The organism is Kitasatospora sp. NPDC054939 (assembly GCF_053610105.1).
The window spans coordinates 56,404-65,477 of sequence record NZ_JBSGXP010000003.1; the positions used below are offsets into that span (position 1 = coordinate 56,404).

Annotated in this window: 23 protein-coding genes; 15 read left to right on the forward strand and 8 right to left on the reverse strand. The window is 69.0% G+C overall.

The annotated features are described in order from the left end of the window. Positions 1-628 precede the first annotated feature (628 nt). The 4 genes from ACWGB8_RS01795 to ACWGB8_RS01810 form a co-directional block, all read right to left on the reverse strand. Positions 629-826 carry a hypothetical protein gene (locus ACWGB8_RS01795; RefSeq protein WP_452209207.1) on the reverse strand — a complete coding sequence of 66 codons (198 nt, stop codon included), beginning with the start codon at positions 824-826 and terminating at the stop codon, positions 629-631. Continuing rightward, positions 823-1,035: a hypothetical protein gene (locus ACWGB8_RS01800; protein ID WP_452209209.1), complete on the reverse strand. Its 213-nt coding sequence runs from the start codon at positions 1,033-1,035 to the stop codon at positions 823-825. Before ACWGB8_RS01800 ends, ACWGB8_RS01795 begins: the two co-directional genes overlap by 4 nt. Positions 1,036-1,040: 5 nt before the next feature. Beyond that, positions 1,041-1,238, reverse strand: coding sequence for a hypothetical protein (locus tag ACWGB8_RS01805; protein WP_452209210.1), 198 nt, complete (start codon positions 1,236-1,238; stop codon positions 1,041-1,043). A 164-nt stretch (positions 1,239-1,402) separates the two neighbouring features. Further along, positions 1,403-1,948 carry an endonuclease domain-containing protein gene (locus tag ACWGB8_RS01810; protein WP_452209212.1) on the reverse strand — a complete coding sequence of 182 codons (546 nt, stop codon included), beginning with the start codon at positions 1,946-1,948 and terminating at the stop codon, positions 1,403-1,405. A gap of 126 nt (positions 1,949-2,074) precedes the next feature. Here ACWGB8_RS01810 and ACWGB8_RS01815 point away from each other — a divergent pair, with 126 nt between their 5' ends. Then, positions 2,075-2,497 (forward strand): hypothetical protein, encoded by a 423-nt coding sequence (locus ACWGB8_RS01815; RefSeq protein ID WP_452209214.1) that lies wholly within the window; start codon positions 2,075-2,077, stop codon positions 2,495-2,497. A gap of 57 nt (positions 2,498-2,554) precedes the next feature. On the opposite strand, the gene ACWGB8_RS01820 is transcribed toward ACWGB8_RS01815, so the two are convergent. From ACWGB8_RS01820 to ACWGB8_RS01835, 4 genes are all read right to left on the reverse strand, one after another. Then, entirely contained in the window at positions 2,555-2,800 is a 246-nt protein-coding gene (locus ACWGB8_RS01820) for a hypothetical protein (protein ID WP_452209216.1), read from the reverse strand. 118 nt (positions 2,801-2,918) lie between these two features. Next, the gene (locus tag ACWGB8_RS01825; protein ID WP_452209218.1) at positions 2,919-3,206 is read right to left on the reverse strand and encodes a hypothetical protein; all 288 of its coding nucleotides are present in this window, start codon (positions 3,204-3,206) and stop codon (positions 2,919-2,921) included. 153 nt (positions 3,207-3,359) lie between these two features. Then, on the reverse strand, positions 3,360-4,172 hold the full coding sequence (locus ACWGB8_RS01830) for a GntR family transcriptional regulator (RefSeq protein ID WP_452209220.1): 813 nt from the start codon (positions 4,170-4,172) through the stop codon (positions 3,360-3,362). Between the two features lie 3 nt (positions 4,173-4,175). Then, positions 4,176-4,715 carry a GntR family transcriptional regulator gene (locus ACWGB8_RS01835; protein ID WP_452209221.1) on the reverse strand — a complete coding sequence of 180 codons (540 nt, stop codon included), beginning with the start codon at positions 4,713-4,715 and terminating at the stop codon, positions 4,176-4,178. Positions 4,716-4,889: 174 nt separating this feature from the next. On the opposite strand from ACWGB8_RS01835, the gene ACWGB8_RS01840 reads away from it, so the two are divergent. From ACWGB8_RS01840 to ACWGB8_RS01905, 14 genes are all read left to right on the forward strand, one after another. Next, positions 4,890-5,117, forward strand: a complete 228-nt coding sequence (locus ACWGB8_RS01840) for a helix-turn-helix domain-containing protein (RefSeq protein WP_452209223.1) — start codon at positions 4,890-4,892, stop codon at positions 5,115-5,117. Between the two features lie 315 nt (positions 5,118-5,432). Then, a complete protein-coding gene (locus ACWGB8_RS01845; RefSeq protein WP_452209224.1) occupies positions 5,433-5,609 on the forward strand; it encodes a hypothetical protein in 177 nt (58 codons plus the stop codon). After that, positions 5,609-5,833, forward strand: coding sequence for a hypothetical protein (locus tag ACWGB8_RS01850; RefSeq protein WP_452209226.1), 225 nt, complete (start codon positions 5,609-5,611; stop codon positions 5,831-5,833). The genes ACWGB8_RS01845 and ACWGB8_RS01850 overlap by 1 nt, the downstream gene beginning before the upstream one ends. Continuing rightward, positions 5,833-6,027, forward strand: coding sequence for a hypothetical protein (locus ACWGB8_RS01855; protein ID WP_452209227.1), 195 nt, complete (start codon positions 5,833-5,835; stop codon positions 6,025-6,027). Before ACWGB8_RS01850 ends, ACWGB8_RS01855 begins: the two co-directional genes overlap by 1 nt. Continuing rightward, positions 6,027-6,371 (forward strand): hypothetical protein, encoded by a 345-nt coding sequence (locus ACWGB8_RS01860; RefSeq protein ID WP_452209229.1) that lies wholly within the window; start codon positions 6,027-6,029, stop codon positions 6,369-6,371. Before ACWGB8_RS01855 ends, ACWGB8_RS01860 begins: the two co-directional genes overlap by 1 nt. A 1-nt stretch (position 6,372) precedes the next feature. Beyond that, the gene (locus ACWGB8_RS01865; RefSeq protein WP_452209231.1) at positions 6,373-6,624 is read left to right on the forward strand and encodes a hypothetical protein; all 252 of its coding nucleotides are present in this window, start codon (positions 6,373-6,375) and stop codon (positions 6,622-6,624) included. 92 nt (positions 6,625-6,716) lie between these two features. Beyond that, the gene (locus ACWGB8_RS01870; RefSeq protein WP_452209233.1) at positions 6,717-7,151 is read left to right on the forward strand and encodes a hypothetical protein; all 435 of its coding nucleotides are present in this window, start codon (positions 6,717-6,719) and stop codon (positions 7,149-7,151) included. A gap of 2 nt (positions 7,152-7,153) precedes the next feature. Beyond that, entirely contained in the window at positions 7,154-7,318 is a 165-nt protein-coding gene (locus ACWGB8_RS01875; protein WP_452209235.1) for a hypothetical protein, read from the forward strand. A gap of 3 nt (positions 7,319-7,321) precedes the next feature. After that, positions 7,322-7,642, forward strand: coding sequence for a hypothetical protein (locus tag ACWGB8_RS01880; RefSeq protein ID WP_452209237.1), 321 nt, complete (start codon positions 7,322-7,324; stop codon positions 7,640-7,642). Positions 7,643-7,659: 17 nt separating this feature from the next. Continuing rightward, positions 7,660-7,869, forward strand: a complete 210-nt coding sequence (locus tag ACWGB8_RS01885) for a hypothetical protein (RefSeq protein WP_452209238.1) — start codon at positions 7,660-7,662, stop codon at positions 7,867-7,869. A 45-nt stretch (positions 7,870-7,914) separates the two neighbouring features. Next, entirely contained in the window at positions 7,915-8,460 is a 546-nt protein-coding gene (locus ACWGB8_RS01890; RefSeq protein WP_452209240.1) for a DUF6197 family protein, read from the forward strand. Positions 8,461-8,479: 19 nt separating this feature from the next. Further along, positions 8,480-8,683: a hypothetical protein gene (locus ACWGB8_RS01895; protein ID WP_452209242.1), complete on the forward strand. Its 204-nt coding sequence runs from the start codon at positions 8,480-8,482 to the stop codon at positions 8,681-8,683. Between the two features lie 19 nt (positions 8,684-8,702). Then, positions 8,703-8,831, forward strand: a complete 129-nt coding sequence (locus ACWGB8_RS01900) for a hypothetical protein (RefSeq protein WP_452209244.1) — start codon at positions 8,703-8,705, stop codon at positions 8,829-8,831. A gap of 45 nt (positions 8,832-8,876) precedes the next feature. Then, entirely contained in the window at positions 8,877-9,071 is a 195-nt protein-coding gene (locus ACWGB8_RS01905; protein WP_452209245.1) for a hypothetical protein, read from the forward strand. The last annotated feature ends 3 nt before the right edge of the window (positions 9,072-9,074 follow it).

The following is a 9,074-nucleotide window of genomic DNA, read 5'->3' on the forward strand; positions in this document are numbered from 1 at the left end:
GAGGTGACCCGTTCGCACCTGTCAGGTGACCCGTTCGCACCTGAGAGGTGACCCGTTCCCTCGATCGGGTCACCTGTCAGGTGACCCGTTTCACCGATTGGGTCACCTGTGGGGTGACCCGATTCCAGCTCCTCCGACCCCGATTGGGTCACCTCAGAGGTGACCCTCTCCGACCGGGTGCACTGCCCGTGCAAACCATCGTGCGGCCCCTCCGCGCACATCTCGGCAAGCCGGTACACCGCCCACCGCCCCGGGAACCCGGACATCTGCCGACCGTCGTGAACGGCGTACTCCAACACGCCCTTCTTCATCAACTTCCCGAGCGCGTTCCGCCACGCCGCCGGCGACGTCTTCCCCGCCCGCTTGAGCAGGTACGGCTCGTGCATCGGCCCGACAGTCTCCCGGGTCACCTCGTTGGCATTCTCCGCAACGACGAGCAGGTCCGAACGCTCTCCCGCAGTCAGGCCGGCGTCCTGCCAGTGGTCCAGCACCTCGACCATCAGTCTGATCCCCATCAGCGCACCGCCTGTGCGGTGCCGGGGGTACGCAGGTACACGGCTTCTCCAGCTGAACGTGAAGGTGAGGGTGAACGAGGGCCGCCCCGTCGCGGGGCGGCCCAGGGGGTGGTTCAGCGGCCGAGGATCCGGTCGAGCGTGCGCTGCGCCTTCTCCGGCGGCAGGTCACCGGTCACGGTGTGCTCGCGTGTGGCCGGCTCGTAGTGCGTCTCGACGTTGCGGAACCCGAGCTTGCGGGCGTCAGCGGCCGTGGCGGCGATCTGGGAGGGGGCGCCGGGCTTGCTGGCGTGGAGGCGCTGGATGAGGCTCACTCGGGCACCCCCGCGACGATCACGATGCTGTCGCTGTGGACGGACTGGAGGATCGTGCGGACCAGGTCCTCGTCGAGGACCCGCGGGTCGTAGCCGACGATCACGGCGTCCGGCTCGATCCAGGTCGATCGCATCGCGGGCCCGCCGTCGGGCAGGTGGACGGCAACGAGGCCAGCGGTGATCCGCGGAGCGGTAGCGGTCGTCTGCACGGCGATCACTCCCCCACCCGGTCGCTGTTCACCGCGCGCAGGTAGCGGTGCGCGAACAGGCGGGCGCCCTCGCGGTCACCGCGGCTCAGCGCCCAGTTCGACAGGCGCAGCAGCAGACTCGGCTGGGAGGCGGAAGTCGGCCGGCGGAAGGCCAGGCCGATAGCGGCGTTCTCGGTCGGGCGGGAGACGGTGACGGCGATCATCGGGCCACCGCCGGGGTGCTCGCCTTGACGGTGGGCGTACAGTGGTTCATTGACCTGCCTCTTTCATGGACGTGGAGTGGTCACTGGTCAGCGAGCTGCTAACTCGCTGGTCGAACAGCGGTCGGACGGTTGGCGCCGTCCGGCCGTTTTGCTTAGCAGCTCTACTACTTCTCCCGCTTAGGGGTCTCGCGCATCTTGATGAGGAGTCGCACGAGAATCGCGAAGCCCTGAGGGCTCATGTGCTCGCGAAGGGCGTGAGCAGTCTCGCGCGGGCTACTCAGCGGCAGGAGGAGATCAGTGGACCTGCTGTTCATGAGGGCCGACACTGCCCGCCGGTAGTAGACGATGTCCTGCCAGACCGCGGCGGGCGTCCGGTGGACCTTTCTCGCGGTCGGCTCGTCGCGGGCATTCCCGACGAACCATGCGCGCTCGTAGTAGTCGCGGAACGAGTGGCTCGGGTTGTGGTTCATCACCGCCGGGAACGGCAGCAGCCGGTCGTAGACGCCAAGGTTCTGGTTGCACCGGTTGCAGAGCAGACCTCGCACAGCGGCCCGACCGTATCGGTGGTCATGGTCGATCACGAGGTTGCCGGTCGTTCCGCAGACTTCGCACGCGCCCCCGGCACGCTCCCAGAGGCTGTCGCAGTCCTCGCACGTGAGGCGGTACGACCTGTGCACGGCGCAGCGGGTACCGATCGGGTGAGGAGGCATGGGGAAACCATACAGGGTTTCTTGATATGTAGCAATGCTCTCTGTATGGTCGGACCGCGCCTCCGTCTGCCCCCACACCGGTCGATGTAGCGTTGGAACTGCTCCCCCAAGATCGAAGGAACGTTCATGCGCCCTGCCCGTTTCCAGCAGCTCCTGCTCGATGCCGCCGGCAGCCTGTCCGGTGTCGCAGCAAAGACCCTTGCCGACACCGGCGACACCCAGCGCCCCTTTGGCGTCGCCGTTGAGGCTGGAGGGCGCACCAGCCGCTGGCAGATCACCGCCATGCGCGCCAGGGATGAGAAGTGGGGTGACCATCCCGATCCGGAGCCGACGTTGGGCGAGAAGCCGGCCGGGCCGGAGGCCCCGAAGCAACTGGACAGCCCGGCCACGGTCGAGCACGCATTGGTCGCAGCGCTACTGGCCGCAGACCCGGGCGAGATCGCCGCGGTCGAGATCTACTCGGCCCAGCCGACCCCGCCCGTCGTCGGGCACGGCGCTACGATCACCTTCCACGACGGCGCGAAGGCGTTCATCAACCACATCCGCTGAACACAGCTACGCCCCACCCCCAGACATCCCAGGGTGGGGCGCGACATTGCTCAACGGTCAGCCGATGTAGTCGATCTGGTAGATGTGCAGTGACTTCGTTGAGTGGTCCAGATAGACCGCGGCAAGGACGTCTGCGAGCACGAGCATCCGGGCAACCCCGTCATCAACCCCCCACACCTCCGTCTCCCCGATCGGATCGTCGCAAGCACGGGCGATCGCAATGGCGAGCCGCTCAGACACGGGCTGCGGAAGCGAGTCCCAGACCGCCGCCACGGTCGGGCTGCACTGCAGTGTGTAGGTCATTCGCTGTCCAGGTGATCAGCGGCGCCCGGAGGGTCGCGCGAGTGGCATCTAGTGGCAGATGGGCTACCGAGCGTGAGCGTAGCGTGCCGCGTTGACAGCCGTCACCCGAACAGCAGGATCACGCCGCGCCGCGAGAACGGAGCCGCGAGGCAGTCGCCTGCGTCTCCTCGGTGATGTCGAACCACTCGCCCGGAATGGGCTCTCCGGCTTCCTGGGCGGCGCGGGCCTCTTCGACCCTGACCATCGCTTCGGAAAGGCGCTCCGCGATGCCCTGCCACTTGGCGAAGGTGTCCATCACGAGATGGGCCGGGGCCTTGTTGATCTCGCCGATGAAGCGCTTGGCAAGGGTGGGGTTGCCGAGCGCGTCAGCGATCAGCTCGATGGTCCACGGCTGGCGGGCGGTCATTAGTGTCTCCCGGTGGCAACGGGTTTTGGCATGGGCCGGCGGGGCTGGCCAGCGCCGCGTGGCGAACGGCGCTCAGCCACCGTAGCGCTTCCGGTTGCTGCCCGGCGGCAAGGCCAGTGAATCTCACCGAAAGGCGCGTGGAGGCTACCGATACTAGAACTCGTACTGCAGCTCGTACCGGTAGCCAGCCTTGGCCATGACGCTCACCTCGATCACGCGATCATCCGTGCTGTATGTCGCGCGCAGTGTCCTCAAGATCGGCTCACGGGTCGGCATCCCGAGGGCCTTGAACTGCTCAAGGGTCGGCATCCGCGCGGCGACCTTGTCCACGCATCGAACCGTCGGGTACCCCAGATCGGCCAGCAGGCGGGGAGAGCCCCCGCGAATTCGGTTGGGCTCCTCAAGGGCAGTGCCCTCCGCAAGCTCAAGCGGATAGTAGTTCTTCACCAGCTCAGCTGGCTCTCCGTCGATCTTGAGGACCTGGACTCGGACCAGGGCGATCCCCTTCCTGGGGAGGCCGAGCAGCTCGCACACATCGGCTGGTGCTTCCACTCGGGACACGTCGAGAAGCTCACTCTGCGCTTGGACGCCCTGCTTCTCGACTTCGGCCAACCAGCGGTACTTCTCGCCTTCAGCCGCGGGAGCCTTGTAGGCCGCGGGGATCATCGTTCGCTGGCGGTGCGGGCGAGCGTAGACACCGCTGCCCCTTCGGCTCTCGGCCAGGCCTTCCTTTGCCAGCAGCTCGTTCGCGTGCTTGATGGTCTGCGGGGCCGCCCCGAACATCGCTTTCATGTCGCTGGTTGAGGGCAGCCGGCCCCCAGGAGGGAAGTCTCCGTTGAGGATGCCCTCCCGTACGTAGCTGGCCATCAGCTCGTGCTGAGACCAGGGCTCGTAGGTGAGCTTCGGCTTCGCGGGCTTCAGCTCAGCGGTTTCCTCGGCGGCGGTGGGGTCATCTTGGTCTGTCATGGTTCAGCCGATCTCGACGGTGTAGTGGAGGGTCCGCCCGCGGGCGAGCATGGTCATCTCGGTGGCCTCGAATGGAGTGCCGACCTGGTCGACAGCGACCCTGAAGACATCGAGAACCCAGTCATCGGCCGATGCATCCAGGAGTCTCAGCTCTTCGCTGGACGCGGGCCGGGCCTCGACCTCTTCAGTTGCAGAGGCCGCGACGAAGCCCAGATCAGCCAGCAGCGATACAGCGCCACCTTTGATCCGGCGAGGCTCCGCAAGCGCCGTTCCCCCCGCTATCTCGACGGGGAAGTACGAGGCCACCAGTTCGACGGCTTGGCCGTCGAGTAGCACAAGCCGCTTGCGCGAAACCACTGTCTTGCCGCTCGCGAGTCCGAGTGCCGCAGCGACACGGGTCGGGGCCGGAACGATGCCGGCAGAGATCAGTTGCTGACTGCCGACCCTGCCGGCGGCTTTGGCCTGCCGCGTCCAGGGATCGGGCGACCCATCCGCCGGGGGTCGAAGGTACGCCTCCGAAGCGTCGAGCCCGTCGCTCGCCATGGCCGCGCACCTCCCCTCGCCTGCAGTTTCCAACACCTTGCTGCATATCAAGTTAAGCCACCAGGTTGCGTGGGCGGTAGCCGGGAATCGAATGAGAACCTTGCAACCTTTCAAGAACAGCTATACAGTTGAGGTCATCAGCCAACGAGAACCCCTCGGAAGGAGGGCTTCAGCATGCTGCCTGAAAGCCCGCCCCTCCTCACCGTCAAGGAGGTGGCGCAGCTACTCCGAGTCAGCGTCCCCACCGTCTATCGGTGGGTGCAGGACGGCGAGCTCGAATCCATTCGCCACGGCAAGCAGTGGTCGCGCGGTCAGCCCGGTCGCGGAGGCGCAATCCGAATCCCCGCTGCTGTTGTCGCCGCCAAGCTCCAGGCCGTCACCGACTTGATTGACGCCGCCTGATGCCCGGCCCGTACAACCCCGCCTGGGCCGGCCTCGATCCCGCCCAGCCCGCCCCGCACCCCTCCCGTCCCAACCCCTGGTTCGGGGCCCCGCACATCGGTCAGCGCACCATCCACTCCACGAAGGAGACCCCCATGCACGCCAACAGTGACGAGCCGAAGGGCGACCACTCCGCGAACGGCGGCTACGGCCACCAGCCGCTCCCGCCCCTGCCGCAGCCCAAGTGAGCGCCTGGGACAACCGGCCGGCGATCCCGAAGATCCCCGGCCCGCGGAAGCCCATCGACCCGATCCCGCCGCCCAAGAAGGAGCAACCGTGAAGCCCCACGAGACCGCCGACGCCTATCGGGCCGCCCGCCGCGCCGGTGACGACGCGACCTGTCAGAAGATCCTGAAGCAGGTCACGGACCGGTTCAACACCCGGACCACCGACGGCAGCGAGCTGGCCGCCCTGTACCGGGCGAACCGCGACACCCCGCTGGCCGAGCGCTGATGGCCGCGCCCGACACCACCGTCTACATCGTCCAGGTCTTCAACCCCGACGGCACCCCGTACCTCGACACCCTCGGCAAGTCCCTCGCCAAGCAGGGCGTCTCCCCGGCTGCGACCGGCTACAGCGCCTACAGCGTGGAGCAGCGAGACCAGATGATCGCCAACGCCCAGGCCGGCGGCTACACCGCCACCTGGGAGACCGCACCCGACTGGAGGACCCTCTGATGGCCACCACCTACCAGGAGCACCGCGGCAACGTCGCGGCCCTGCAGATCGCGCTCGGCCGGCTCCGCCCGGACGCGACGCCCGCGGAGCGTGACGCCGCGATCGACGAGGCCGAGCACCAGGTCGACGCGCTCGCCACGGTCCTGCTGCACCGGCTCGGCGCCCCGACCGACCGCTACCCGGCCGCCGCCTGATGCGCCGCGCCCTGTACGCCCTCTGGGACAGCCCGCACAAGGCGCTCGCGCTCGCCGCCGGTATGGGAACCGTGGCGGTCTTCGACGCGCCGATCACCGGCAGCCACCGCACCTGGGCCATCACGCTGCTCGCCGGGCTTGCCGCCCTCGACCTTGCCGGTCTGTGGGTGCGCCGTCACGACCGCAAGTACTGGATTCTCACCGTCACCACCCCCGACGGCAGCCCGTACCTGCCGCCGTGGGGCCGGGACGAAGGGGTGACCATCTACGACCTCGGCGATCTGGAGCAGCGGGCGCAGCTCGTCCGTGACGCCGGTCTCGTCCCGCACATCGAGGAGGTCTGACATGGGGATCTTCGCCCGCCGGGACCGGATGCGCCCCGAGCCGTTCGAGATCGACGACGCCCAACGGATCGAGTCCAACCGGCAGCAGCTCATCCGCGAAGACCCGGACGCCGCACAGATCCTCACCACCAACGCGGTGGACGCCCACCGCAGCTGGAAGGTCAACGAGAAGTTCACCGCGGAGGTCGTGACCTACAGCGGGATCAAGCACCGCAAGGGCGAGGGCCACCGCTACCAGCAGCTGTTCGCCTGAACCCGCCCCGGGGCGGCCGCCCAGCCGCCAAGCACGAGTCGGCCGCCCCGGGGTGCTCCACCGCCCACCACAGCAGACAGGGAGACACCAGTATGCGCCTCGCCCAGTTCCTCCGTCAGGCCGGCACCGCCGCCACCACTCTGCACCGCACCCCGACCCAGCGCGCGATGGACGCCGCCCGCGCCGAGCACGACGCCTGGACCCGCAAGGCGCAGCTGGGCGTCGCGTACTACACGCTGCTGCCGAACGCCCTCCTCGCCTCCTCGGGCAAGGCCTCGCACAGCTCGTACGTGTTCGACAAGCGCGTCAACTGGGGCCCGCACACCGGCCAGCTGATCTCCAGCACGGGTAGCCCCTCCTGGGCGCTGTGGCTGCAGAACGGCCCGCTCACCCTGCTGCCCCAGTGGACCCACCGGGAGGAGCACCAGCGCCTGGAGGACCTGGACGCGAGCCACCAGGAGGAGCTCCAGCGCCGCCTGGAGGCCGAGTTCCCTGCGTACGTCGAACTCGTCCTCGCCGCGGCCTAGCCATGGACACCAAGCCCTGCGGCGTCTGCCGCAACCCCAACGCCCGCCTGTACGCGGCCGGCTGGCTGTGCGACCCGCACAACCCCGCCAACACCGGCATCGCCCGCATCCCCACCACCCACCCCCACTACCGGCCGCCGGCCGAGCCCGCCAACGAGGAGGACTGACCCGTGACCACGTTCAAGGACCTGATGGACCGCTACGGCGAGGACGTCGCCTACCTCGCCGCCGACCTCATCGGCACCCCGCAGCCCTCCACCGGCCTCACCCCCGAGCGGTTCGCCGAGCAGGTCCAGGACGCGGTCGACGTGCTGAGGCACCACCCGAGGCTCGTCCTCCACTACGAGGCCGACCAGCTCCAGGAAACCGCCTCCCTCCTGCGTACCGCCATCGAGATCGATGACGACCACCGGTCCGCGGTGCTCGACATCGCCGCGAAGTACCTGACCGCCATCACCAAGGTCGCCGCCGATATCCGGCTCGCCAGCTGACCCACGAAGGAGTAGCCATGCCCCAGCTCGCCACCCTCACCGACGGCGCCACCCTCACCCCGGCCGACTACGACGCCCTCACCTGCTGCGGCCACCCTGCCCGGGTCGCCCACGCCACCGAGGCCCTGCCCGTGGCCGGGGCCGTCTGCGAGACCTGCCTGTGCTGCGTCACCTCCCCCGACTACGGGGCGGCCAACGTCCAGCGCTGCCGGCGCCACCGTTCCTGACCGCACCACCGACCACCCGCTCGCCGGCCAGGAGAGGAGACCGAGATGCCCACCGCCACCACCACACTCGACCTGGACCCGGACCTCCTCGGCCCGCTCCTGGTCGCCGAGGTCGAGAACTACCTGCGCACCGTTGCCCCGCAGCCCGCGTGGCGCGCCCACCTCCGTACCGCGATCGCCGACGCCCACCACACCTCCGGCCGCGCCAACACACCGGCGGCCGGCCCGTGGTGGGCCGGGCACCCCCAACCCGCCCGCGGCCTCGCGGACCGGCTCCTCCGCCGCCCGGCCCCCGCAGTCCCCGTGACCGCGGCGCAGCACCTCCAGCTGATGGACCGCTACATCACCGTCCACGGCTGGACCCAGGGCCAGCTCTGGGACGAGGACGGCCGGGTGTGCGTCCTCGGCGCCCACCTCCGAGTCCTCGCCGCCGGCTACGGAACGGCGGCCGTCGCCTGGCAGGCCCGCCTCTACATCGGCAACGCGCTCGGCAGGCAGGGTGCACCGGTCCCTGTCGACACCTGGAACGACCAGCCCGCCACCTGCCAGGCCGACGTCCACCACCTGCTGCGCGCAGCTGCCGCAGCCTGAACCACGGAGCGAGGCCCCCATGACGGATGCTCGCGACACCCCGGACGGCGACCGGATCGTCGACCTCTACACCTGCGCCCGCCTCGACGGCGACCTGGCCATGACCACCGCAATCCTCGAAGCCGTCATCGACCACGACAAAGCCAACCCCGACGAGCCGCCACTCATGGACCGCATCCACGAGGCCGCCGACCGCACCCCACCCCGCGCCTTCAAGGCCTGACCTCCTAGCCAAACCCACCGTGACCGAGACCAACCTTCAGCTGCTCATCCGCTGCGACCACGACGACTGCACCACCCAGATCACCACCCCCGACGCCGACACCTTCGCCGAACTCCGCGACCACTGCCCACAGCACCACAGCCACTGACAAACCGCCCCGCCCACCCGGCGGGGCACCAACCGGAGGCCACCCATGAACACCTACACCCGCGGCAGCCGCGTCACCATCACCGACCCCCGCGACCGCCACCACGGCAAGACCGGCACCATCACCCTGATCCGCCGCGACGGCGACTACGAGGTCACCGGCCTCCACGGCCGACTCGTCCACACCCTCGTCGGCCCCGTGATCTACCGCGCCGACCAGCTCACCCCCGCCGGCAGGTGACCC

Excerpts from the sequence above, each read along its gene's own strand:
- ACWGB8_RS01805 (WP_452209210.1), bottom strand. The coding sequence starts at position 1,238 with ATGATCGCCGTCACCGTCTCCCGCCCGACCGAGAACGCCGCTATCGGC.
- ACWGB8_RS01810 (WP_452209212.1), bottom strand. The coding sequence starts at position 1,948 with ATGCCTCCTCACCCGATCGGTACCCGCTGCGCCGTGCACAGGTCGTAC.
- ACWGB8_RS01815 (WP_452209214.1), top strand. The coding sequence starts at position 2,075 with ATGCGCCCTGCCCGTTTCCAGCAGCTCCTGCTCGATGCCGCCGGCAGC.
- ACWGB8_RS01820 (WP_452209216.1), bottom strand. The coding sequence starts at position 2,800 with ATGACCTACACACTGCAGTGCAGCCCGACCGTGGCGGCGGTCTGGGAC.
- ACWGB8_RS01825 (WP_452209218.1), bottom strand. The coding sequence starts at position 3,206 with ATGACCGCCCGCCAGCCGTGGACCATCGAGCTGATCGCTGACGCGCTC.
- ACWGB8_RS01830 (WP_452209220.1), bottom strand. The coding sequence starts at position 4,172 with ATGACAGACCAAGATGACCCCACCGCCGCCGAGGAAACCGCTGAGCTG.
- ACWGB8_RS01835 (WP_452209221.1), bottom strand. The coding sequence starts at position 4,715 with ATGGCGAGCGACGGGCTCGACGCTTCGGAGGCGTACCTTCGACCCCCG.
- ACWGB8_RS01840 (WP_452209223.1), top strand. The coding sequence starts at position 4,890 with ATGCTGCCTGAAAGCCCGCCCCTCCTCACCGTCAAGGAGGTGGCGCAG.
- ACWGB8_RS01850 (WP_452209226.1), top strand. The coding sequence starts at position 5,609 with ATGGCCGCGCCCGACACCACCGTCTACATCGTCCAGGTCTTCAACCCC.
- ACWGB8_RS01855 (WP_452209227.1), top strand. The coding sequence starts at position 5,833 with ATGGCCACCACCTACCAGGAGCACCGCGGCAACGTCGCGGCCCTGCAG.
- ACWGB8_RS01860 (WP_452209229.1), top strand. The coding sequence starts at position 6,027 with ATGCGCCGCGCCCTGTACGCCCTCTGGGACAGCCCGCACAAGGCGCTC.
- ACWGB8_RS01865 (WP_452209231.1), top strand. The coding sequence starts at position 6,373 with ATGGGGATCTTCGCCCGCCGGGACCGGATGCGCCCCGAGCCGTTCGAG.
- ACWGB8_RS01870 (WP_452209233.1), top strand. The coding sequence starts at position 6,717 with ATGCGCCTCGCCCAGTTCCTCCGTCAGGCCGGCACCGCCGCCACCACT.
- ACWGB8_RS01875 (WP_452209235.1), top strand. The coding sequence starts at position 7,154 with ATGGACACCAAGCCCTGCGGCGTCTGCCGCAACCCCAACGCCCGCCTG.
- ACWGB8_RS01885 (WP_452209238.1), top strand. The coding sequence starts at position 7,660 with ATGCCCCAGCTCGCCACCCTCACCGACGGCGCCACCCTCACCCCGGCC.
- ACWGB8_RS01890 (WP_452209240.1), top strand. The coding sequence starts at position 7,915 with ATGCCCACCGCCACCACCACACTCGACCTGGACCCGGACCTCCTCGGC.
- ACWGB8_RS01895 (WP_452209242.1), top strand. The coding sequence starts at position 8,480 with ATGACGGATGCTCGCGACACCCCGGACGGCGACCGGATCGTCGACCTC.
- ACWGB8_RS01905 (WP_452209245.1), top strand. The coding sequence starts at position 8,877 with ATGAACACCTACACCCGCGGCAGCCGCGTCACCATCACCGACCCCCGC.